The sequence below is a fragment of the Pseudomonas sp. GW821-FHT05D12 genome, from assembly GCF_059419825.1.
Genome location: NZ_JBWKSN010000001.1, coordinates 1 through 21,272, shown reverse-complemented (window position 1 = coordinate 21,272; position 21,272 = coordinate 1). Strand labels below are relative to the sequence as shown.

At 61.6% G+C, this 21,272-nt stretch carries 20 protein-coding genes; 12 read left to right on the top strand and 8 right to left on the bottom strand.

Going from position 1 to position 21,272, the window contains the following annotated elements; translation table 11 throughout:
* Window positions 1-95 precede the first annotated feature (95 nt).
* The 3 genes from lptF to AC07SI_RS00090 form a co-directional block, all read right to left on the bottom strand.
* Window positions 96-881 (bottom strand): lipotoxin F family OmpA-related lipoprotein LptF, encoded by a 786-nt coding sequence (gene lptF, locus AC07SI_RS00100; protein ID WP_065903166.1) that lies wholly within the window; start codon window positions 879-881, stop codon window positions 96-98.
* A 55-nt stretch (window positions 882-936) separates the two neighbouring features.
* Entirely contained in the window at window positions 937-1,347 is a 411-nt protein-coding gene (locus AC07SI_RS00095; protein ID WP_177343934.1) for a DUF4398 domain-containing protein, read from the bottom strand.
* A gap of 289 nt (window positions 1,348-1,636) precedes the next feature.
* Window positions 1,637-1,981: a pilin assembly protein gene (locus AC07SI_RS00090; RefSeq protein WP_065903159.1), complete on the bottom strand. Its 345-nt coding sequence runs from the start codon at window positions 1,979-1,981 to the stop codon at window positions 1,637-1,639.
* A 185-nt stretch (window positions 1,982-2,166) separates the two neighbouring features.
* Between AC07SI_RS00090 and ppc the strand changes: the two genes are divergently transcribed.
* The 7 genes from ppc (at window position 2,167) to AC07SI_RS00055 (ending at window position 9,395) form a co-directional block, all read left to right on the top strand.
* Window positions 2,167-4,812 carry a phosphoenolpyruvate carboxylase gene (gene ppc / locus AC07SI_RS00085; RefSeq protein ID WP_495004879.1) on the top strand — a complete coding sequence of 882 codons (2,646 nt, stop codon included), beginning with the start codon at window positions 2,167-2,169 and terminating at the stop codon, window positions 4,810-4,812.
* A 279-nt stretch (window positions 4,813-5,091) separates the two neighbouring features.
* Window positions 5,092-5,739 carry an adenylate kinase gene (gene adk, locus AC07SI_RS00080; protein WP_065903153.1) on the top strand — a complete coding sequence of 216 codons (648 nt, stop codon included), beginning with the start codon at window positions 5,092-5,094 and terminating at the stop codon, window positions 5,737-5,739.
* Window positions 5,740-5,828: 89 nt separating this feature from the next.
* Entirely contained in the window at window positions 5,829-6,515 is a 687-nt protein-coding gene (gene tsaB, locus AC07SI_RS00075) for a tRNA (adenosine(37)-N6)-threonylcarbamoyltransferase complex dimerization subunit type 1 TsaB (RefSeq protein ID WP_120447768.1), read from the top strand.
* 160 nt (window positions 6,516-6,675) lie between these two features.
* On the top strand, window positions 6,676-6,978 hold the full coding sequence (locus AC07SI_RS00070) for a hypothetical protein (RefSeq protein WP_065903149.1): 303 nt from the start codon (window positions 6,676-6,678) through the stop codon (window positions 6,976-6,978).
* The gene (locus AC07SI_RS00065) at window positions 6,978-7,838 is read left to right on the top strand and encodes a DUF72 domain-containing protein (protein WP_065903147.1); all 861 of its coding nucleotides are present in this window, start codon (window positions 6,978-6,980) and stop codon (window positions 7,836-7,838) included. Before AC07SI_RS00070 ends, AC07SI_RS00065 begins: the two co-directional genes overlap by 1 nt.
* A 27-nt stretch (window positions 7,839-7,865) precedes the next feature.
* Complete coding sequence (locus AC07SI_RS00060) at window positions 7,866-8,693, top strand: isocitrate lyase/PEP mutase family protein (protein WP_495004878.1); 828 nt, start codon at window positions 7,866-7,868, stop codon at window positions 8,691-8,693.
* A 27-nt stretch (window positions 8,694-8,720) separates the two neighbouring features.
* Window positions 8,721-9,395 carry an extensin-like domain-containing protein gene (locus AC07SI_RS00055; protein WP_495005044.1) on the top strand — a complete coding sequence of 225 codons (675 nt, stop codon included), beginning with the start codon at window positions 8,721-8,723 and terminating at the stop codon, window positions 9,393-9,395.
* A 2-nt stretch (window positions 9,396-9,397) separates the two neighbouring features.
* On the opposite strand, the gene AC07SI_RS00050 is transcribed toward AC07SI_RS00055, so the two are convergent.
* On the bottom strand, window positions 9,398-10,018 hold the full coding sequence (locus AC07SI_RS00050; protein ID WP_495004877.1) for an energy transducer TonB: 621 nt from the start codon (window positions 10,016-10,018) through the stop codon (window positions 9,398-9,400).
* A gap of 96 nt (window positions 10,019-10,114) precedes the next feature.
* Here AC07SI_RS00050 and AC07SI_RS00045 point away from each other — a divergent pair, with 96 nt between their 5' ends.
* Window positions 10,115-10,897, top strand: coding sequence for a class I SAM-dependent methyltransferase (locus tag AC07SI_RS00045; protein ID WP_065903133.1), 783 nt, complete (start codon window positions 10,115-10,117; stop codon window positions 10,895-10,897).
* A 70-nt stretch (window positions 10,898-10,967) separates the two neighbouring features.
* On the opposite strand, the gene AC07SI_RS00040 is transcribed toward AC07SI_RS00045, so the two are convergent.
* Window positions 10,968-11,603: a TetR/AcrR family transcriptional regulator gene (locus AC07SI_RS00040; RefSeq protein WP_262134484.1), complete on the bottom strand. Its 636-nt coding sequence runs from the start codon at window positions 11,601-11,603 to the stop codon at window positions 10,968-10,970.
* A gap of 93 nt (window positions 11,604-11,696) precedes the next feature.
* On the opposite strand from AC07SI_RS00040, the gene AC07SI_RS00035 reads away from it, so the two are divergent.
* From AC07SI_RS00035 to AC07SI_RS00025, 3 genes are all read left to right on the top strand, one after another.
* Window positions 11,697-12,797, top strand: coding sequence for an efflux RND transporter periplasmic adaptor subunit (locus AC07SI_RS00035; protein ID WP_065903129.1), 1,101 nt, complete (start codon window positions 11,697-11,699; stop codon window positions 12,795-12,797).
* 6 nt (window positions 12,798-12,803) lie between these two features.
* Entirely contained in the window at window positions 12,804-15,869 is a 3,066-nt protein-coding gene (locus AC07SI_RS00030; protein WP_495004876.1) for an efflux RND transporter permease subunit, read from the top strand.
* A gap of 546 nt (window positions 15,870-16,415) precedes the next feature.
* Complete coding sequence (locus tag AC07SI_RS00025) at window positions 16,416-17,009, top strand: LysE family translocator (protein WP_065903126.1); 594 nt, start codon at window positions 16,416-16,418, stop codon at window positions 17,007-17,009.
* Window positions 17,010-17,088: 79 nt separating this feature from the next.
* On the opposite strand, the gene AC07SI_RS00020 is transcribed toward AC07SI_RS00025, so the two are convergent.
* The 3 genes from AC07SI_RS00020 to plsB are packed head-to-tail and all read right to left on the bottom strand — an operon-like array spanning window position 17,089 to window position 20,776.
* Window positions 17,089-17,778, bottom strand: coding sequence for a DUF4197 domain-containing protein (locus tag AC07SI_RS00020; RefSeq protein ID WP_495004875.1), 690 nt, complete (start codon window positions 17,776-17,778; stop codon window positions 17,089-17,091).
* A gap of 40 nt (window positions 17,779-17,818) precedes the next feature.
* Window positions 17,819-18,220: a YbaY family lipoprotein gene (locus AC07SI_RS00015; RefSeq protein ID WP_065903124.1), complete on the bottom strand. Its 402-nt coding sequence runs from the start codon at window positions 18,218-18,220 to the stop codon at window positions 17,819-17,821.
* A 51-nt stretch (window positions 18,221-18,271) separates the two neighbouring features.
* A complete protein-coding gene (plsB, locus tag AC07SI_RS00010) occupies window positions 18,272-20,776 on the bottom strand; it encodes a glycerol-3-phosphate 1-O-acyltransferase PlsB (protein WP_065903120.1) in 2,505 nt (834 codons plus the stop codon).
* Window positions 20,777-20,957: 181 nt separating this feature from the next.
* Between plsB and AC07SI_RS00005 the strand changes: the two genes are divergently transcribed.
* On the top strand, window positions 20,958-21,167 hold the full coding sequence (locus tag AC07SI_RS00005) for a cold-shock protein (RefSeq protein ID WP_003219353.1): 210 nt from the start codon (window positions 20,958-20,960) through the stop codon (window positions 21,165-21,167).
* Window positions 21,168-21,272 lie beyond the last annotated feature (105 nt).

Below are 21,272 nucleotides of genomic sequence, written 5' to 3'. Positions count from 1 at the left end.
AAGATGCCAGACGAGGACACACACCGTCCTATCCAGTTTGGCAATCCATAAAAAAACCCACCGTAAGGTGGGTTTTTTTATCCAGCATCAGGCCATCAGTTCGCTACGGACGAACGTGGTTTGACTGGCTGGTTGTCGTTGGAGATGGTCACTTCGACGCGGCGGTTCATGGCACGGCCCGATACGCTGCTGTTATCGGCAACCGGGTATTCCTTGCCATAGCCCTGGGTCACGATGCGCGAGATGTCCACGCCTTGCTGAGCCAGTGCACGCTGCACGGAAGCTGCACGACGCTCGGACAGGCTCTGGTTGTACGAGTCGGAACCGGTGCTGTCGGTGTAGCCTTCGACGATCACTTTGCGGTCCGGGTTGTCGCGCAGGAACTGCGCCAGCTTGGTGATGTTCACCAGGCCGCTGGATTTCAGGTCGGACTTGTTGGTGGCAAACAGCACGTCACCGAAAGTGACCAGCGTACCGCGATCAGTCTGCTTGGCATTCAGGCTGTCCTGCAGTTGCTTGATCTGCGCGTCACGGGCTTGCAGCAGGGCGCGAGCACGTTCGTCGCCGGCGTTTTTCAGCTTGGCTTCGGATTCGCGCAGCACGATGGTGTCTTTCGCCACTTCAACGCGCTGGTTGGTCAGGTAGGCCAGTTGGTCGACTTTCTTCTGGTCTTCCTTGTCGCGGTAGGCCTTGTCAGCCTTGTCCAGCCAGTCCTGGGCGTCCTTGGTTTCCAGCGCCGCTACCTTGGTGGCATTCGGATTGGCTTGCAGGGCCGAGAAGTTGGTCCGTGCATTTTCCAGGTTCGCGTTCGGCGGGGTGGAGCACGCCGCCAAGGCAACGCTCATCGCCAGCAGGGCAGGGATCATCAATTGTTTACGCATAGTCGTGTCGTCCTTTCAATTCGATATCGGGTGCATTGCAATCAGGGGCGGCGGCTTATTGCTGCTTGATAACAGCCGGGCGCATGCCTTCCTGACGCAGCTCCTGAACAGCTTTCTGGGAGTCCTTCACAGCCTGTTCGGCTTTGGCGGCCTGGGCTTTACGCTCAGCGACGCGAGCGTCCCACTCGGCTTGTTCAGCCAGGCGACGGGCTTCGTCGTAGTTCTTGTCGTGCATGGCAATCTCGGCTTGCTTGAGCTTGTCCTGGGCCGACTTCATTTCTACGGCTGCGTACTCGGTGCCGCCGGCGCTGACAGCGCTGTTCACCGCCGATTGAGTAACTGCGTACTGCTCGGTCGGCGGGTTGCCGGCGCAGCCAGCCAAAACGAAGCTGGTGCCGATTGCCAGCGCGGCCAACTTGAGCCCGCGCAGATGGTTAAACGAGGATTTGGCAGTGCTGGTCTTCATCGTCTTCAACTCCATTGGGTAACTCCTGAAAAACATCAAAATCCATGTCACTGGTCAGCGGTGCGGGGCCCGGCGGTAAAGCACGAAAAGCCCTTTCAAACGGCCGTTCCAAGTGATGGCTTACTGGCTGTGACCGGAGGCTTTTTTCAAAAGTTCAGAAGAGATGGCGATTTGCCTAAAAAAATAACTGACTGAATGGTCAGCCTGAAAAACTTGGAACTTTTGCCGCGCGCGGAGGTAGGTCGGGCCCGTGAAGGGCCCGGATTACAAGGGGAAGAAGGGGGTGGGATCAGTGTTTCTGCTCGTCCGAACTGCTCGACATATCGTGCAGATAGCGTCGCGACAGCGTCAGGAAACGTGGGGTAGGGCCGACGTCTTCGTAGAGCGGGTCGCCCTCTTCATCGGTGGCAACCACCTGTTGTCCCTTGATATAGGGAAAGCTGGCTTCCAGCTCTTCGAGGGCGGCGCCGATCAGCTCGCCGAGCAGTTCTTCGGTATGGCGCTTGGGGTACATTTCCGCGATGGCCGCCAGCCTTGCGGCGGACTCCACATCCAGATGGATGGCGTACTCGGTCTTGGTCAAGCGACCCTTGGCGTTCTCTTCCCAATGCTGGGCCAGTTCTCGGATTTTCATGGCAACCTCAATAAAGCCCGCGATGGCAGGCGGTGATGAGTGTCCAGCCGCGTGCGTGGATAAACACAGGCGACTCACAGTTGAGACTAGCTGCAAGTCACAAGGTTTAAAGTCTTGTCATAAACCGATGCTGGCGGCACTCTGGAAAACCTGCGCGTCCCGGATTTCTGGCTGGAGATTGGCTGATGAGTGATATCGATGCACGCTTGCGTGAGGATGTTCACCTCTTGGGTGAGCTGTTGGGCAACACCATTCGAGAGCAGTACGGCGATGATTTTCTCGACAAGATCGAGCAGATCCGCAAGGGCGCCAAGGCCGACCGGCGTGGCGCGGTCGCGGAGAAAGCCGCGGGCGATGAACTGAGCGCCAGCCTCAATCAGTTGAAGGAAGACGAACTGCTGCCCGTCGCGCGGGCCTTCAACCAGTTTCTCAACCTGGCCAATATTGCCGAGCAGTACCAGCTGATTCACCGGCGTGATGAATCGCAACCTGCGCCGTTCGAATCCCGGGTGCTGCCGGAGTTGCTGGCGCGCCTGCAAAGCGAAGGCCACAGCAACGAGTCCCTGGCCCGCCAGTTGGGCCGCCTGGAGATCGAGCTGGTCCTTACTGCCCACCCGACCGAGGTGGCGCGCCGCACCCTGATCCAGAAATACGATGCGATTGCCGCGCAGCTGGCATTGCAGGATCACCGCGACCTCACCACCGCCGAGCGCGAGCAGATCCGCCAGCGCCTGCAGCGCTTGATCGCCGAAGCCTGGCACACCGAAGAAATCCGCCGCACTCGCCCCACGCCGGTGGACGAGGCCAAGTGGGGCTTTGCGGTGATCGAGCATTCTCTGTGGCATGCCATCCCGAATTATCTGCGCAAGGCTGACCAGGCCTTGCATGCCGCTACCGGCCTGCATTTGCCCCTGGAGGCGGCGCCGATTCGGTTTGCATCGTGGATGGGGGGCGACCGCGACGGCAACCCGAATGTCACCGCGCCGGTCACCCGCGAAGTACTGCTGCTGGCGCGCTGGATGGCGGCCGATCTGTACCTGCGCGATATCGATCACCTGGCGTCCGAATTGTCGATGCAGCACGCCAGCGCGGCGTTGCAGGCCAAGGTCGGTGACAGCGTCGAACCGTACCGTGCGCTGCTCAAGCAATTGCGCGAACGCCTGCGCGCCACGCGCAGTTGGGCGCATGCCTCATTGACGACCAGCACCCCGGCGCCGGCAGAAGTGTTGCAAAACAACCGCGACCTGCTCGACCCGCTGGAGCTGTGCTACGAGTCGCTGCACGAATGTGGCATGGGCGTGATCGCCGATGGTCCGCTGCTCGACTGCCTGCGCCGCGCGGTGACTTTTGGTCTATTCCTGGTGCGCCTGGACGTGCGCCAGGACTCCAGCCGGCATTCGGCGGCCATGACGGAAATCACCGACTACCTCGGCCTCGGTCGTTATGAAGACTGGGACGAAGAGGCACGCATCAGTTTCCTGACCAAGGAGCTGGGCAATCGCCGCCCGCTGCTGCCGGGGTATTTCAAACCGTCGGCGGACACGGCCGAGGTGTTGAATACCTGCAAGGAAATCGCCGCCGCGCCGGCGGCATCGCTGGGTTCCTACGTCATCTCCATGGCCGGCGCCGCGTCGGACGTACTCGCGGTGCAACTGTTGCTGAAAGAGTCGGGCGTGCAACGGCCGATGCGCGTGGTGCCGTTGTTCGAAACCCTGGCTGACCTGGATAACGCCGGGCCGGTGATGGAACGCCTGCTGCAACTGCCGGGCTACCGCGCCCGTTTACAAGGCCCGCAGGAAGTGATGATCGGCTATTCGGACTCGGCCAAGGACGCCGGCACCACCGCCGCAGCCTGGGCGCAGTACCGGGCGCAGGAACGCCTGGTGGATATCTGCCGCGAGCAACAGGTGGAACTGCTGTTGTTCCATGGCCGTGGCGGCACGGTCGGGCGCGGTGGCGGCCCGGCTCACGCGGCGATCCTGTCGCAGCCGCCGGGTTCGGTGGCGGGGCGTTTCCGCACCACTGAACAAGGCGAAATGATCCGTTTCAAATTCGGCCTGCCGGACATTGCCGAGCAGAACCTCAATCTTTACCTGGCAGCGGTGTTGGAAGCGACGCTGTTGCCGCCGCCTCCGCCGGAACCGGCCTGGCGCCATTTGATGGACGAATTGGCGGCGGATGGTGTCAGCGCTTACCGCGCGGTGGTGCGGGAAAATCCGCAATTCGTCGAGTATTTCCGCCAATCCACACCGGAGCAGGAGCTCGGCCGCTTGCCCCTCGGCAGTCGCCCGGCCAAGCGCCGTGCCGGCGGCATCGAAAGCCTGCGCGCCATCCCGTGGATCTTCGGCTGGACCCAGACCCGCCTGATGCTGCCGGCATGGCTCGGCTGGGAAGCAGCGTTGAGCAAGGCGCTGGAACGTGGCGAAGGCGAACTGCTCGGGCAGATGCGTGAGCAGTGGCCGTTCTTCCGGACCCGCATCGACATGCTCGAAATGGTCCTGGCCAAGGCGGATGCCGACATTGCGCGGCTGTATGACGAGCGCCTGGTGCAGCCGGACCTGTTGCCATTGGGCGCGCACTTACGCGACCTATTGTCGCAGGCGTGCGCGGTGGTGCTTGGCCTGACCGGCCAGTCGCAACTGTTGGCCCATAGCCCCGACACCCTGGAGTTCATCCGCCTGCGCAACACCTACCTTGACCCCCTGCACCTGCTGCAGGCTGAGTTGCTGGCGCGCTCGCGCCAGCAGGAAGCGGCGCAGGACAGCCCTCTGGAACAGGCGCTGCTGGTGTCTGTGGCCGGTATCGCCGCCGGTTTACGCAACACCGGTTGAGGTTTTACGCGTGTTCTCAAAGGCTTGCAGATGAAGTACGCCAGCCGCCAGAAAATGGGCGGTTGGCGTTTGTACGGCCGGGTTGCACTCAGGCACACCCCACCTATGGTGCATGTATGGCGCGGGTTCTTGCGACTTTCGGCGGCTTGTGTGCTTAGGGTCTGCTGTGTATCTTGATCAGCCTTTGGCCGTTTGTGCGGCCCGAATCCTATTTTTACGAGATTGGCCCCACGCGGCGAATCCGAGCGTCATCTCTATAAAAAATTGAGGAGCACATCGATGCGCGTCATTCTGCTGGGAGCTCCCGGGGCCGGTAAAGGTACTCAGGCAAAGTTCATCACTGAAAAATTCGGCATTCCACAAATCTCCACCGGTGACATGCTGCGCGCTGCGGTAAAAGCAGGCACCGAGCTGGGCGTCAAGGCCAAGGGCATCATGGATGCCGGCGGCCTGGTGTCCGATGACCTGATCATCGCCCTGGTCCAGGACCGTATCGCGCAGCCAGATTGCGCCAAGGGTTTCCTGTTCGACGGCTTCCCACGCACCATTCCCCAGGCTGAAGCCCTGGTGACGGCTGGTGTCGAGCTGGATGCCGTGGTCGAAATCGCCGTTGAAGACGAAGAAATCGTCCAGCGTATCGCCGGTCGTCGCGTTCACGAGGCCTCGGGCCGCGTGTACCACACCGTCTACAACCCGCCAAAGGTTGAAGGCAAGGACGATATCACCGGCGAAGACCTGGTGCAGCGCAAGGACGACACCGAAGAAACCGTGCGTCATCGCCTGTCGGTCTACCATTCCCAGACCAAGCCGCTGGTGGATTTCTACCAGAAGCTGTCTGCTGCCCAAGGCAAGCCGAAGTACAGCCACATCCCTGGCGTCGGCTCCGTGGAAGCGATCACCGCCAAGGTGCTGCAAGCCCTGAGCTGATCAATCGCTCGGCTTCACAGTAACGGCCCGCTTGCGGGCCGTTGTTGTTTATACTGGCGCACTTTTTTTCGACTTGGACACCTACACCGATGAGCACCCTGCTGGCCCTGGACACCGCGACTGAAGCTTGCTCCGTTGCCTTGCTGCACGATGGCAAAGTAACGAGCCACTACGAGGTGATCCCACGCCTGCACGCGCAGAAGCTGTTGCCGATGATCAAGCAACTGCTCGAAGACGCCGGCACGACCCTGGCTGCCGTGGATGCCATCGCCTTCGGCCGTGGCCCGGGTGCGTTTACGGGCGTGCGGATCGCCATCGGTGTGGTCCAGGGCCTGGCGTTTGCGCTCGAGCGCCCGGTGTTGCCGGTCTCCAACCTGGCGGTGCTGGCGCAGCGTGCCTTGCGTGAGCACGGCGCACGGCAGGTGGCGGCGGCGATTGATGCGCGCATGGATGAAGTCTATTGGGGCTGCTACCGCGAAACCGCTGGCGAAATGCGCCTGGTTGGCGTGGAGGCCGTGCAGTCGCCGGAATCAGCGGCATTGCCAAGTGACGCCAGTGGCGACTGGTTCGGTGCTGGCACCGGTTGGGGGTATGGCGAGCGTATCGCGGTGCCGCTGGTGGGCCAGGACGCCACACTGTTGCCCCATGCCGAAGACCTGCTGACGCTGGCACGCTTTGCATTCGAGCGCGGCGAGGCGATTCCTGCCGACCAGGCGGCCCCGGTGTACCTGCGCGATAAGGTCGCGCAAACCAAGGCTGAGCGCGGGATAATTTGACGTCAAAAATGCTGGCAATTTGGGACTAAAGTCGCCAATCGTCAGAATTTGCCGGCGTTTTTAAACCTTTTACAAATTATGTGTTCTAGTTATCACCAGAGCATTTGCGCGCTACGGATTGCGCCACTAAAATGCCATCACCGATACCGAGTTCGCATCGATGCGTATAGACGGCTTTTCCTCACAGTCCTACCCCATCAAGCGCAAGCCACGTAAGGCGAACGTCACGGTAGACGAGTCCGTCGAGGATTCACCGGACTTCATCGAAGTCCAGTCTGAAGCATCATCCAGCCAGCAAGGTCCTGCAGGTGCCCGCACCAGCGGCCTTCCGGCCCGTCAGCAAGACATGGTCTTCCCTCGCTCCATGAGCAAAAGCGTCGCCACCGCCCTGGCCAGCTACCTGACCACCGCCGGTTTTGTCGAATGGGATATGGAAGTGCTGGGCCTCGACATCCACATCTGATGCGCCTGCCTTATTTCATCGGTTGCCCGTCCTGGAGCGAAAACGCCTGGCGCGAGTACCTGTACCCCGTCGATGCCCGTTCCAGCGACTACCTCGCGCTGTATTCCCAGGTCTTCAACGCCGTTGAAGGCAATACCACCTTTTATGCCCGCCCCTCGGCCGCCACTGTGCAGCGCTGGGCTGAGATCATGCCGGAGGATTTTCGCTTCACCGCTAAATTTCCCGGTGACATCAGCCACGGCGGCGACCTGCGTGAGCAGTTGCCGGCAGCGGAAAGCTTCGTCGGGCTGATGAGCCCGCTGGGTGAGCGCGTCTCGCCGCTGTGGCTGCAACTCTCGGCCAGCTTTTCGCCGCAACGGCTGGGCGAGCTGGCGGGTTTTATCGATGCGCTGGAGCGGCCGCTGGCGGTCGAAGTGCGGCACCCGGAGTTCTTCGCCAAGGGCGATGCCGAGCGCATGCTCAACCGTCTGCTGCGCGACCGCGGGGTCGAACGCATCTGTCTCGACCCGCGTGCATTATTCAGTTGCACCTCCACCTCAGCTGCCGTGCTGCATGCCCAGTCGAAAAAGCCCAAGGTGCCAACACGGCCTGCGGCACTGACCCAGTTTCCCCAGGTGCGTTTTATTGGTCATCCGGAGCTTGAGGCCAATGACCCGTTCCTGATCCCGTGGGTGGAAAAAATCGCCGGCTGGATTGAAGAAGGCCGGACCCCCTACGTGTTCCTGCACACCTCGGACAACCGCCTGGCCGCGCAATTGGCCCTGCGCTTTCACGCCAAGCTGATGGCGCGCTTGCCCGGCCTGCCGGCGTTGCCGACCCTGCATCGAGAACCCGCAGCGGAGCAACTGGGGTTACTCTAGGGCTCCTTTTTCCGCCAGGAGTCAGTCATGGATGCCCAAACCCTTCGCGCCGAAACTTTCAAGGCCTTGCATGAGCGCGACCGCGCGTTTGTGATGCCCAACCCGTGGGATGCTGGCTCGGCGATCATGCTCGCCAGCCTCGGCTTTGAAGCCCTGGCCACTACCAGCGCAGGGTATGCCTTCAGCCTGGGGCGGCCGGATGCCGAAGGGGCACTGTCGCTGGAAGACACACTCGCCAATGCCGGCGTCATTGCCCGGGCGACCACGCTGCCGGTGGCGGCCGACCTGGAAAACGGCTTCAGCGACACGCCCGACGGCTGCGCCCAGACCATTCTGCGTGCGGCTGCCAGCGGGATCGTCGGTGGCTCCATCGAAGATGCCACCGGCATTGCCGTCGACCCGATCTATCCCTTTGATCTGTCCGTAGAGCGTATGGAGGCTGCAGTCGCCGCTGCGCGCAGCCTGCCATTCCCGTTCATGCTCACCGCCCGTGCGGAAAACCTCCTGCATGGTCGCCTGGATTTGCCTGACACCATCCGCCGGCTGCAGGCCTACGCCGAAGCCGGTGCCGATGTGCTGTATGCGCCCGGCCTGCGCAGTGCCGAGGACGTGCTGGCGGTGGTCAAGGCCGTCGCGCCCAAGCCTGTGAATGTGCTCATGTCCGGTGGGTTGAAACTGAGCGTGGCGCAATTGAGCGAAATGGGCGTCAAGCGCATCAGCGTGGGCTCGGCCATGGCGTTGGCGGCGTATGGCGAGTTCTACCGGGCCGCGCAGGAAGTCTATTCGTCGGGCACGTTTACCTTCACTGAACGCTCGATGCCCTACAGCCAGGCGACGCAATTCTTCAAGGACTGACCCGTGCGTTTTTTTACCGTGGTGGGGATGCTGCTGTTGTTGGCCGGCGTAGCGGTGCTGGGTGTCTGGCGCGGCTGGGTGCCTTTACCGGCGGAGTGGAACCCCTGGGCGCCGTTGGATGTGCGTGCCGCCCCGAACCTGCTGACGCGGTTCAAGCTCGGGCGGTTGCAGGATGATCCCGCGCTGTGCGACCAGGTACTGAAAACGTCCGGCCTGCGCGTCAGCCATCAAGCGGATACACCGGCCGATGCGGCGTGCCCACTGCGCAATGTGCTGCGCGTGCAGGGTGCCGACGTGGGCTTGAGCAGCAGCTTTCTCGCCAGTTGCCCGTTGGCCGTGGCGTTTGCGCTGTTCGAGCGCCACAGCCTGCAACCGGCGGCCCAGGCGGTGTTTGGCCAGGCGGTGACGCGGGTCGATCACTTGGGCAGCTTCGCTTGCCGCAACATGTATAACCGTGCCGAAGGGCGACTCAGCCAGCATGCGTCGGCGAATGCCGTGGATATCGCCGGCTTTCGCCTGGCAGACGGGCGCAGCATCAGTGTGCTCAAGGATTGGCCGGGAGAGGGCGACGCCGCGCGCTTTTTGCGCCAGGTGCGCGAGGGCGCCTGCAACGATTTCAATGTGGTGTTGAGCCCGGACTACAACGCCGCGCACCGCAACCATTTCCATCTGGACATGGGGCGCTGGTGGGTGTGTCGCTAGGTTTACGCGGCCAAGCGCAGGTTGTGGGTGATCAGTGGGCGAGCCCAGTAGTAATCGAAATCCAGGGCTTTTTGCTGCGCCACCAACTCCTCTTCGGGGTATGGCGTGGCGGCCGGCGGCAACAGGTCCATTTCGAACTCGGCAATCGGCAAGTGCAGTGGCCGTGGCTCAGGCGCCGGGCCCGGTTCGGGCAGTGGCTGGCCGGCGGTCAGCACGATCGGGCGGATCCAGCCGCTCTCGAAATTCTGCTGGCGTTGCTGGGCGACGATTTCTTCCGGTGGGAACGGGGTTGCCGGCGGTGGCAGCAACTCGGTTTCAAATTCTGCAATCGGCAGGAACAGCGGCTCAGGCGGGGCGATTTCGGTGTCTTTCACCTCGCATTCACGCTGGGTCAGAATCTGCGACAACAGGTCGGCACCTTCGCTGGGCTCGACCGCCGGGTCCAACGGCTCAGGCGCCTTGGCGGCGAGCGCGTCCGGCGTCTCACCGAGCTGCTCGGCCAGCGCGCGGGCGAAGAAGTCCTGCCACACATGACTCACCCCGGCCAGCGCTTGAGTATTGCGCAGGCCGTAGTGGTTATGGGTCGGCAGTACACCGATGGTTAGGGGAAGAATGTCTGACATTTTTCTCGGTCGACGCTCAGCTCTGGCAAAATACCTGACTGTTGTTTTTATCGGCCGACTTTTGCCGATCCTTAATATTTTTGAGCGTAGTGATTGATGAGCGAACAACCCGCGGCCAGCCGCATCCAGGTCGAGGCCTTGGCCGAAGGTTTCAAGGACCGCGCCGCGCAGTGGGCTGCGCTGCTTGGCTTGCCGTTGCAGCTGGACGAGGCGGACTTTTCCCTGCAGGTTGGCGAGCAGGGCCTGCAGCTGCAACAGCTAGGCCCTGACGCACCGGGGCCAGTGCGCGTGGACTTCGTGGAAGGCGGTGCTGCTCATCGCCGGTTATACGGCGGCGGCAGCGGCCAGATGATTGCCAAGGCGGTGGGCATCGCCCAGGGCGTGCGTCCGCGCGTGCTGGATGCCACGGCCGGGCTGGGCAAGGACGCGTTCGTGCTGGCCAGCCTCGGCTGCGAGATGAGCCTGATCGAGCGCCAGCCGTTGATCGGCGCCTTGCTCGAAGACGGCCTGGCGCGCGCTGCGCAGGATTTTGACGTGGCGCCAATCGTGGCGCGCATGACCTTGCTCAAGGGCAATTCCATCGACGTGATGCTCAACTGGCAAGGCGAGCCGCCCCAGGTGATCTACCTCGACCCGATGTTTCCCCATCGTGAGAAAACCGCCCTGGTGAAGAAGGAAATGCGCTTGTTCCGTCCACTGGTCGGCGATGATCCGGACGCCCCGGCGTTGCTCGCTGCCGCCCTGGCCCTGGCCAGCCACCGCGTGGTGGTCAAGCGTCCACGCAAGGCACCGTGCATCGACGGGCCCAAGCCGAGCCATGCGCTGGATGGCAAGTCAAGCCGGTATGACATCTACCCCAAGAAGGCGCTCAAGCCTTAAGCCTTCATTGATCTGGAGGGCCCTATCGCTGGCAGGCCAGCGATAGGACCGGTCAAGACAGCACAGCGCTTCAGGCCCGGTAAGCGCGCATAAACAACCCCACCACCTCCTGCACATGCGCTTCGGCGTCTGCGTCGCTCAAGTGTCCGCCGCAGCCATACAACAGGCAGAAATTCGCCGTGCCCTTGAGCAGGCAGAAGAAGTGTTCGGCTGCCCTGAACGGTTTGTCGATGGCCAGGGCGCCGCTCTGGTCGATCCTGCTCAGCAGCCGCTCCATGCCTTGCAGCATGCGCATGGGCCCGGCCTCGAAGAAGATCTGTGAGAGTTTCACGTCCTGATTGCCGGTGGTCATCATCAGGCGATGCAGGTTCACCGATTCCTCGCTGTTGATCAGCCGATGAAACCCCCGCGCGATATTCAGCAACACCGTCTCCACCGGCAGCCCTTCGGGCAGTTCGAAATACATCACCGGCAATTGTTCTTCGCACGTGGCCACCACGGCAGCGGTGAACAAGGTTTCCTTGTCGGTGAAGTGGCTGTAGACGGTCAGCTTCGACACGCCGGCTTCAAGCGCCACGGCATCCATGCTGGTGCTGGCGTAGCCATTGCTCAAGAACAGGATCTTCGCTGCCGAGAGGATAGCCTGGCGTTTTGCCATGTCCTTGGGACGCCCGGGGCTATTGGTGTTTACAGGATTGTCGGACATTTTCACCTTTAATACTGGACTGGTGAGTTTGGTATTAATAACATACCGGCCAGTATAATTATTCCTAGCTCCATTTGCGAAAGGTCCTTCAGCATGCGCAGTACTTTCCTGCCTCTTGCGTTGCCTGTCAGCTTGGTCTTCCTGTTGGCCGCCTGCGGCCATGAAGAAGCGGCCCAGACCACCCTCCGCCCAGCCATGGTGGTGCAGCCGCAGCCATCGGCGCAGGCGACCGACAGCTACCCAGGTGAAGTGCGTGCCCGCTACGAGCCGGACCTGGCCTTTCGCATCGGCGGCAAAGTCAGCAAACGGCTGGTGGAGGAGGGCGAGCGCGTCAAGGCCAACCAGCCGCTGGCGGAACTCGACCCGCAGGACGTGCGCCTGCAACTGGAGGCCACCCGCGCCCAAGTGGCCGCTGCCGAGGCCAACCTGAGCCTGGTGCGCGCCGAGCGGGATCGCTACAAGACCCTGATGGACCGTCAGATGGTCAGTCGCTCCCAGTACGATAATTCCGAAAACCTCTACCGATCCGGTGAAGCACGCCTCAAGCAAATCAAGGCTGAATTCGACGTGTCCAGCAACCAGGCCGGGTACGCCGTGCTGCGTGCGCCCCAGGATGGTGTGGTCGCCAAGCGTGCGGTAGAGGTCGGCCAGGTGGTGTCCGCCGGGCAGACGGTGTTCACCCTGGCCACCGATGGCGAGCGCGAAGTGCTGATCAGCTTGCCGGAGCAAGGGTTCGGCCGCTTCAAGATTGGCCAGCCGGTGTCGGTCGAACTGTGGAGCCAGCCGGACCAGCGTTTCGCCGGGCGCATTCGTGAACTGTCACCGGCTGCCGATCCCAAGTCGCGCACCTTTGCTGCCCGCGTCGCCTTTACCGGTGGCAAAGTCCCGGCCGAGTTGGGTCAGAGTGCCCGGGTCTTCATACAGGCCGACGGCGTAATTCCGTTGTCGGTACCGCTGTCTGCCCTCAGTGCGGAGAACGGTGAGTCCTACGTCTGGCGTGTACAGCCGGACAATACCCTCAAGCGCACCCCCGTGCGCATCGGCGCCTTCGGTGAAAAGACCGTCCCGGTGCTGGAAGGCTTGAGCCCTTCTGATTGGGTGATAGCTGCCGGTGTGCATGTGCTCCACGAGGGCCAGCAAGTGCGCCCGGTGGATCGCTCCAACCGTGTGGTGAATCTGGCGGCCAAGGAGTAGTCCCCGATGGGTTTCAATCTTTCCGAATGGGCGCTGCGTAATCGCCAGATCGTACTGTTCCTGATGATCTTGCTGGCGGTGGTCGGCACCTTGTCCTACACCAAGCTGGGACAAAGCGAAGACCCACCGTTTACCTTCAAGGCCATGGTGATCAAGACCAACTGGCCCGGTGCCACGGCCCAGGAAGTTTCACGCCAGGTGACCGAGCGTATCGAGAAGAAACTCATGGAGACCGGCGACTACGAGCGCATTGTCTCGTTCTCGCGTCCCGGCGAATCCCAGGTCACCTTCATGGCCCGTGACTCCATGCACTCGGCGCAGATTCCCGAGTTGTGGTACCAGGTACGCAAGAAGATCAGCGATATTCGCCAGACCCTGCCACCGGATATCCAGGGACCGTTTTTCAATGATGAATTCGGCACCACCTTTGGCAACATCTACGCGCTGACCGGCGATGGTTTTGACTACGCCGTGCTCAAGGACTACGCCGACCGTATCCAGATTCAGCTGCAGCGCGTGCCGGATGTGGGCAAGGTCGAGCTGCTGGGCCTGCAGGACGAAAAGATCTGGATCGAGTTATCCAACCTCAAGCTCGCCACCCTCGGCCTGCCATTGGCGGCGGTGCAGCAGGCGCTGCAGGAACAGAACGCGGTGTCCACCGCCGGGTTCTTTGAAACGCCGAGCGAGCGTGTACAACTGCGGGTGTCGGGCAACTTCAAGACGGTGGACGAGATCCGCGCTTTCCCGATTCGGGTGGGTGATCGAACCTTCCGCATCGGTGATGTGGCCGACATCCACCGCGGCTTCAACGACCCACCGGCACCGCGCATGCGCTACATGGGCGAAGACGCCATTGGCCTGGCCGTGGCCATGCGCGATGGAGGCGACATCCTGGTGTTGGGCAAGGCGCTGGAAGGTGAATTCGCACGCTTGCAGAAGAACCTTCCTGCCGGCATGCAACTGCGCAAGGTGTCGGACCAACCGGCAGCGGTGAAAACCAGTGTCGGCGAATTCGTCCAGGTCCTGGCTGAGGCCCTGGCGATTGTTTTGCTGGTGAGTTTCTTCTCCCTCGGCATTCGCACGGGCATGGTCGTGGCGCTGGCGATTCCGTTGGTGCTGGCGATGACCTTTGCCAGCATGTATTACCTTGGCATCGGCCTGCACAAGATCTCCCTCGGTGCGCTGGTATTGGCCCTGGGTTTGCTGGTGGACGATGCGATCATCGCCGTGGAGATGATGGCGATCAAGATGGAGCAGGGCTACGACCGTCTTAAAGCCGCGAGTTTCGCCTGGACCAGCACGGCGTTCCCGATGCTCACCGGCACGTTGATCACGGCGGCGGGCTTTTTGCCCATCGCCACCGCACAGTCGAGTACCGGTGAATACACCCGTTCGATCTTCCAGGTGGTGACTATTGCGTTGCTGGCCTCGTGGGTCGCTGCGGTGGTGTTCGTGCCGTATCTGGGGGAAAAGCTCCTGCCGGACCTGGCGAAAATTCACGCAGCCAAACACGGCGCCGATGGTCCTGATCCCTACGGCACGCCGTTCTATCAGCGCGTAAGACGTTTGGTGGAGTGGTGCGTGCGCCGGCGTAAAACCGTGATCGTCCTGACACTGCTGCTGTTTATCGGCTCGGTGGCACTGTTCCGTTTTGTCCCGCAGCAGTTCTTCCCGGCCTCGGGCCGTCTGGAGCTGATGGTCGACTTGAAACTGGCCGAAGGCACCTCCCTGAGCAACACCGCCGATCAGGTCAAGCGCCTGGAAGCCCTGCTCAAGGAACATGCCGGCATCGATAACTATGTGGCCTACGTCGGTACCGGCTCGCCGCGTTTCTATCTGCCGTTGGACCAGCAACTGCCGGCGGCCAGCTTTGCGCAGTTCGTGGTGCTGGCCAAGACCATCGAGGAGCGCGAAAGCCTGCGCACCTGGCTGATCGAAACCCTCAACGAACAATTCCCCGAGCTGCGCTCACGTGTCACGCGCCTGGAAAACGGCCCGCCTGTGGGCTACCCGGTGCAGTTTCGCGTGACCGGTGAACATATCGAAGAAGTCCGCGCCCTCGCACGCAAATTGGCGGCCAAGGTGCGCGAAAATACCCACGTGGTCAATGTGCACCTGGACTGGGAAGAACCGAGCAAAATCGTCTACCTCAATATCGACCAGGACCGCGCCCGCGCCCTCGGTGTGAGCACCGCCAACCTGTCGAAATTCCTCCAGAGTTCACTCACCGGTTCCAGCGTCAGCCAGTTCCGCGAAGACAACGAGTTGATCGAAATCCTCCTGCGCGGCACCGTGCATGAGCGCACCGAGTTGTCGCTGCTGCCGAGCCTCGCCGTGCCGACCGACAACGGCAAAAGCGTGGCGCTGTCGCAGATTGCGACCCTCGAGTACGGCTTTGAGGAGGGCATCATCTGGCACCGCAACCGTCTGCCGACGGTGACCGTGCGCGCTGATATCTACGGCAAGGAACAGCCGGCGACGCTGGTCCAGCAGATCCTGCCGACCCTTGAAGAGGTGCGCGCCGAACTGCCGGATGGCTACTTGCTGGAAGTCGGTGGCACCGTTGAAGACTCTACCCGCGGGCAGAACTCGGTGAAGGCTGGCGTGCCGCTGTTCATCGTGGTGGTGCTGACCTTGCTGATGCTGCAGCTGCGCAGTTTCTCACGCACGGCGATGGTGTTTCTTACAGCGCCTCTGGGATTGATCGGTGTGACGCTGTTCCTACTGGTATTCCGCCAGCCCTTCGGGTTCGTGGCCATGCTGGGCACCATCGCGTTGTCGGGGATGATCATGCGTAACTCGGTGATCCTGGTGGACCAGATCGAACAGGACATCAAGGCCGGGCTGGCGCCGTGGCAGGCGATCATCGAAGCCACCGTGCGACGTTTCCGCCCGATTGTGCTCACGGCCCTGGCGGCGGTACTGGCGATGATCCCGCTGTCACGCAGTGTGTTCTTCGGGCCGATGGCCGTGGCGATCATGGGCGGGCTGATTGTGGCGACGGCATTGACGTTGCTGTTCTTGCCGGCGCTGTACGCGGCGTGGTTCCGGGTGAGGAAGGATGTCGTGTAGGCCTGAGAGTGACGTGGCGCGCTGATTGGGAACCTTTTTCTCTCGCGTGCCACACAAGGTTACCTGTCAGGCAGGTACTTTATTCGGTCGGTTTGATCGCGAAGATAAAGTTTCCATGACATTCATAGAGGCGGAAATCAGATGATTGGCAATTTGTGTATGATGGTGGGTCAAATGTTGTGTGGCCAGCTACCGCAAGCGAGCCACGGTTGTGACTCACATCAGCATAGGCAAAACCGGCTGGAGGAAAGAGTATCGAACATGGAAAACAGATCGATTAACTGGGCTGCGCAACCCACAAGCAGTATCTCGATCCAGAACACCAACACAAACACCCTCATCAGCCGCTGAATGCTTTGATTGTCTGCGTGCGTCTTTTCGCACTCTGCAATTGCAAGAGCCCCGAACACCACGGGGCGTTTGCTTTTTTCACGATAAATAACCGCCTCTGTGATACAACGCCCCCAACACTTTGTTCGCCAGGTTGGCAGCCGTAACCGCCATCGGCGCAAAGACCATTGATCATGACCGACTTAGGATAATTTCATGCTGGGTACCGTTTCGGCGCTGGTGCTGCTCCTGGCTGTGCCCGGGCCGACAAATACCCTGCTGCTGCGCGCGGGCATGCTGCTTGGTTTTCGGACGTCGTGGAAACTGGCCTTCGTCGAGTGCTTGGCCTACGTGCTGCAAGTCTCCCTGTGGGGCGTTGCACTGGTTTATCTGGCCGCGTATTCGCCTTGGGCATTGAAGGCTACGCAAATGGCCGCGGCCTGTTACTTGCTGTACGTTTCCTACCAGCTATGGCAACGCAAGGGCGAAACCATCACCCCAGGCAAGGATCGATTCTCCGGGCTTTATTTCTTCTGGCTGACAGTGATGAATCCCAAGGGCCTGTTGATCGTTTCCTTCATCGCTCCAGCGCACACATTTACCGCGCTGGCGGACTACGCGCTCTTCATGACTACGCTGGCGCTGGTAGTGATACCCGTCGGGTCGGCCTGGATCATGCTCGGCGGTCAATTCGAGGGTATCCGCAAGACCTGGCTGACGCCCTTGAAGATCAATCGTGCGACCTCTGTGGCCATCTGCTGTTTTGCCACGCTCATGATAGGGCGACTGGCTGACTCGCTCTTTTATTGAGCCGGTGACATAAAAACGCCAGGCATCGTGATGAACGATCCTGGCGTTGTGAGGGGGGCACCCAACGGGCGATCTGGAATTACAACGCGCCAAACACCTTCTTCGCCAGGCTGGTCGCCGCTGCGGCCGGGTTCTTGCGAATCGTCTCTTCCTGCTGCGCAATCATCTTGAACAAACCGTCCAGTGCCTGCTCGGTCACGTAGTTTTCGACGTTGGCGCTCTTGGCATCCACGGCGCCAAAGGCTGCGGCCTTGCCGGCCAGGGCGTTGTACTGCTGGGCCACGCCGACCTTGTCGGTGGCGGCCTTGACGATCGGCAGGAACTTGGCGCGGATTTCTTCGCGGCTGCTTTTGTTCAGGTACTGAGTGGCCGAGTCCTGGCCGCCGGTGAGAATGCCCTTGGCGTCGGTCACGCTCATGTTTTTCACGGCATTGACCAGGATCGGCTGGGCCTGGGTCACGGCGGTTTCGGCGGCCTTGTTCATGCTGGTTTCCAGCTGGGTGACCTGGTCGCCCATGCCGAACATTTTCAACTTGTCGGCGACTTTGCCGAGCTTGCCTGGCAGAACGATCTTCACTTCAGGGTTGTTGCTGAAACCGCCGGGCACGCCCAGTTGTTTCACGGCGATCTGTGCGCCCTGGGTCAGTGCGTCCTTGAGGCCGCCGGTGGCGTCGCCCTGGGACAGGCTGCCAAGGTTCAAGGCCATGGCGTTGGCGCCGAACAGCAGGCCGGCGCACAGGGCAGTGAGGCGAAGGGAATTACGGAGCATGGGCGCTTCCTTATGTGCGTAAATCAAGTGTTCGATGAATTCACTGAGCGACCGCATCAACCCGCAGGCGCAGCGGCTGTGGATCCTGGCCGTTGAGCTGCACAGCGTGCCGTTCGGTGGTGATAAACAGTAGCTTGCCATCCAGTTCGATGCGAGCACTCACCGCATAACTGTGGCCCGGCTTGACCTGGGCCGGGTCGTAGCTGAGGTGAAACGGCAGCGGCACCTGGCCTTTGACCGGGCCTTTCTGCTCGGCCAGGACCACCGCGGGCGCGTCTGCCAGGGACACGTCCTGCAGGCTGACGCTCAAGGTGGCGGCGGGCGGCAGGGCAATGCGCTGCAGGTAGAACACTTCGCCATCGAGGTTGGCCTTGGGGGGCGGGCTCATGGATTGGCAGGCTCCGAGCAAGGCGGTGAGGCCCAGGAGGATGATCTTTTTCATGGTACAGCTCCTTTTCAACGGCGCCGGCATCTAACCGACGCCTTATTCAATCTAGCGGCTTTCTTCGGTTTCGACAGGCGCCTCAGCCGCACCGTCCACACGATGCAAGGCCACCTGGCGGATCGACAGGCGAATGTCCGCCGGCAACACGCGTTTGGCGGCGCCTTCGGCGAGTTCACCGAGCAGGTCGTGGTAGCTCAACTTGCCGGCCTCGTCGCGGCGCAGCACATCTTGCTCCAGCAAGGTCTGGATGAAATGTCGGAAAAGGCTCTTGTCGAAGAATTCCGGGGCGTTGAGGCCATGCAGGATCGACAGGCGCTGGGCCATGATCGTGCACAGGTCTTCCAGCTCTTCGGCGCTGATGCTGTTCTGGCCGCTGTTGAGCAACAGCGATATCGCCATGTAGAAGCGTTGCAGGGTCTGGGCGATGCTCTTGGACAGCAGTGTCAGCAGCACGAAGTGCCGCGAACTTGGCGCCGGGCGCAGGTACACGTTGTTCTCGAAACGCAGCAGGCCCTGTTCGACAAACGCCTCCAGCCATTGGTCGATCACACTGTCCAGTTCTTCCAGCGACCAGCGGATAAACAGTTCCGATTGCAGGTACGGGTAGAGTGCGTGAGTGTAGCGCAGGATCTGCTCGCGGCTCATCCGCGAACTGCTCTGGAAGAAGCTCGCCAGCAGCGCCGGCAGGGCGAAGATGTGCAGCACGTTGTTGCGGTAGTAGGTCATCAGGACGGCGTTCTGCTCGTCCAGGTACAGAATCTTGCCGAGGGCGTCGCTCTGTTCCGACAGCAGGTCCATGTCCTTGACGTGCTTGATCAGCGCCAGGCCATCGCCTTCGGGCAGGGTGGTGTGCGGCGAATACGGCACGCGGCGCAGCAGCGCCAGGTACAGGTCGAGCTGGCGGGCCATGGCCTGTTCATCCAGGGCCAGGCGCGTGGTGGACAGCAGCGCCAGGGCCACCAGGTTCACCGGGTTCACGGCTGCCGCTTCGTTAAGATGGCGGGCCACCTGCTCGCCGAGGCGGTTGGTGGTTTCGTTGAGCCAGGCCGGCTTGTAGGTCGGTCCCAGTTCCTGGGCGCGCCAATCCGGTTGTTCGGCGTCGAGAAACTCCGCCAGCTTGATCGGCTCGCCAAAGTTGACCGCCACCTGGCCGAAGCGCTGCTTGAGTGCGCCGACCACTTTGAAAATATCGAAGATCGACTCTTTCTTCTTGCTCGCGCCCCGCAGCTCGCCGAGGTAGGTGCGGCCTTCGAGCACGCGCTCGTAGCCGATGTACACCGGCACGAACACGATGGGCATGCGCGAAGAGCGCAGGAAGCTGCGCAGGGTGATCGCCAGCATCCCGGTCTTCGGCTGCAGCATGCGCCCGGTGCGCGAGCGCCCGCCCTCGACGAAGTACTCCACCGGGAAGCCTTTGGTGAACAAGGTATGCAGGTATTCGTTGAACACCGAGGTGTACAGCGGGTTGCCCTTGAAGGTGCGGCGCATGAAAAACGCACCGCCACGGCGCAACAGGCTGCCGATCACCGGCATGTTGAGGTTGATCCCGGCGGCGATATGCGGCGGCGTCAGGCCGTTCTTGAACAGCAGGTACGAGAGCAGCAGGTAGTCGATATGGCTGCGGTGGCAGGGCACGTAGATCACCTCGTAGCCCTGGGCAACCTTTTGCACACCTTCGATGTTATTGACCTTGATGCCGTCGTAGATCTTGTTCCAGAACCAGCTCAGCACCACTTCGAGGAAGCGGATCGCGGTGTAGGTGTAGTCCGAGGCGATCTCGTTGCCGTAGCGCAGGGCCTGGGCCTTGGCTTTTTCCGGGCTGATCTTTTCGCGCTCGGCCTCGTCGGCAATGGCCTGGCGTACCAGCGGCATGTTCACCAGGCCCTTCACCAGATTGCGGCGGTGGGACAGGTCGGGGCCGATCACCGCAGTCTTCAGGTTACGAAAGTGCACACGCAGGATGCGCTGGGCCATGCGCACGGTGCGTTCGTGCCCTTTATTGTGCTCGATCAATTCACGCAGGTTGATAGGCGCAGAGAATTGCACACGGGTCTTGCGACCGAGGATCAGGATGCTCAACAGCCGGCGCAGACGCCCGGTGACCGCCCAGCTGTCGGCGAACAGCAGCTTCCATGGGCTGGACTCGCTCTCGGGGGACTGCCCCCAGAACACGCTGACCGGAATGATTTGTGCATTCTCTTCGGCGTGCTCGGTCAGGGTGTTGACCAGGCGGGTCAGGGTCGGCGGCGCACCGCGCTTGTCCTGGCGGCCGAGCCAGTCTGGTTCCGGCGTGAGGTAGAAGAATGCGGCGGGCTCCATCAGCGGCCCCACCGACACCGGCAGCACCGGGCGCGGCAGGCCGGCCTTGGTGCACTCGGCATCGACCACGGCGAGTTCGCTGAGGGAGGGCGATTGCAGGACGTAGAACACCGGCCGGCTGCGGTCCAGGTTAAGGGTAAGGGACGACTGGTTGATCGTCTCCGAGCGAACCCAGAGGTACAACAGTCGGCGCAAGGTGCCAAACACCAGACGGCGGAACGGGGAGCGGGTCATAGGCGAGCTGCTTCAAGTGGAAAAAACCGAGCAGGCGCTCGGGTGAGTAGTGTGCCGTATTCGCCGAAAATCGGCAAAAAAGCAGCGATGTAAACTTGAGTTGATCGTTTTTGAGCCTGTCATATACTCGGCAGTTCCAGTGAGCGACTCAACAATAAAAAAGCATGTGGGAGCAAAACAGATGGCAACGCGCGAAACCGGTAATGTGAAGTGGTTCAACGATGCAAAGGGCTATGGCTTTATTCAACGCGAAGACGGCAAGGATGTGTTTGTGCACTACCGCGCCATTCGCGGTGAAGGCCACCGTTCGTTGGCTGAAGGCCAGCAGGTGGAGTACGCCGTGGTGACCGGCGAGAAGGGGTTGCAGGCGGAGGATGTGGTGGGGCTGTAACCTGGGTTTTTGCTACACCGTTGAAACCCTGTGGGAGCGGGGGGGGGGGGGGGGGGGGGGGGGGGGGGGGGGGGGGGGGGGGGGGGGGGGGGGGGGGGGGGGGGG

Excerpts from the sequence above, each read along its gene's own strand:
- lptF (WP_065903166.1), bottom strand. The coding sequence starts at position 881 with ATGCGTAAACAATTGATGATCCCTGCCCTGCTGGCGATGAGCGTTGCC.
- AC07SI_RS00095 (WP_177343934.1), bottom strand. The coding sequence starts at position 1,347 with ATGAAGACCAGCACTGCCAAATCCTCGTTTAACCATCTGCGCGGGCTC.
- AC07SI_RS00090 (WP_065903159.1), bottom strand. The coding sequence starts at position 1,981 with ATGAAAATCCGAGAACTGGCCCAGCATTGGGAAGAGAACGCCAAGGGT.
- ppc (WP_495004879.1), top strand. The coding sequence starts at position 2,167 with ATGAGTGATATCGATGCACGCTTGCGTGAGGATGTTCACCTCTTGGGT.
- adk (WP_065903153.1), top strand. The coding sequence starts at position 5,092 with ATGCGCGTCATTCTGCTGGGAGCTCCCGGGGCCGGTAAAGGTACTCAG.
- tsaB (WP_120447768.1), top strand. The coding sequence starts at position 5,829 with ATGAGCACCCTGCTGGCCCTGGACACCGCGACTGAAGCTTGCTCCGTT.
- AC07SI_RS00070 (WP_065903149.1), top strand. The coding sequence starts at position 6,676 with ATGCGTATAGACGGCTTTTCCTCACAGTCCTACCCCATCAAGCGCAAG.
- AC07SI_RS00065 (WP_065903147.1), top strand. The coding sequence starts at position 6,978 with ATGCGCCTGCCTTATTTCATCGGTTGCCCGTCCTGGAGCGAAAACGCC.
- AC07SI_RS00060 (WP_495004878.1), top strand. The coding sequence starts at position 7,866 with ATGGATGCCCAAACCCTTCGCGCCGAAACTTTCAAGGCCTTGCATGAG.
- AC07SI_RS00055 (WP_495005044.1), top strand. The coding sequence starts at position 8,721 with ATGCTGCTGTTGTTGGCCGGCGTAGCGGTGCTGGGTGTCTGGCGCGGC.
- AC07SI_RS00050 (WP_495004877.1), bottom strand. The coding sequence starts at position 10,018 with ATGTCAGACATTCTTCCCCTAACCATCGGTGTACTGCCGACCCATAAC.
- AC07SI_RS00045 (WP_065903133.1), top strand. The coding sequence starts at position 10,115 with ATGAGCGAACAACCCGCGGCCAGCCGCATCCAGGTCGAGGCCTTGGCC.
- AC07SI_RS00040 (WP_262134484.1), bottom strand. The coding sequence starts at position 11,603 with ATGTCCGACAATCCTGTAAACACCAATAGCCCCGGGCGTCCCAAGGAC.
- AC07SI_RS00035 (WP_065903129.1), top strand. The coding sequence starts at position 11,697 with ATGCGCAGTACTTTCCTGCCTCTTGCGTTGCCTGTCAGCTTGGTCTTC.
- AC07SI_RS00030 (WP_495004876.1), top strand. The coding sequence starts at position 12,804 with ATGGGTTTCAATCTTTCCGAATGGGCGCTGCGTAATCGCCAGATCGTA.
- AC07SI_RS00025 (WP_065903126.1), top strand. The coding sequence starts at position 16,416 with ATGCTGGGTACCGTTTCGGCGCTGGTGCTGCTCCTGGCTGTGCCCGGG.
- AC07SI_RS00020 (WP_495004875.1), bottom strand. The coding sequence starts at position 17,778 with ATGCTCCGTAATTCCCTTCGCCTCACTGCCCTGTGCGCCGGCCTGCTG.
- AC07SI_RS00015 (WP_065903124.1), bottom strand. The coding sequence starts at position 18,220 with ATGAAAAAGATCATCCTCCTGGGCCTCACCGCCTTGCTCGGAGCCTGC.
- plsB (WP_065903120.1), bottom strand. The coding sequence starts at position 20,776 with ATGACCCGCTCCCCGTTCCGCCGTCTGGTGTTTGGCACCTTGCGCCGA.
- AC07SI_RS00005 (WP_003219353.1), top strand. The coding sequence starts at position 20,958 with ATGGCAACGCGCGAAACCGGTAATGTGAAGTGGTTCAACGATGCAAAG.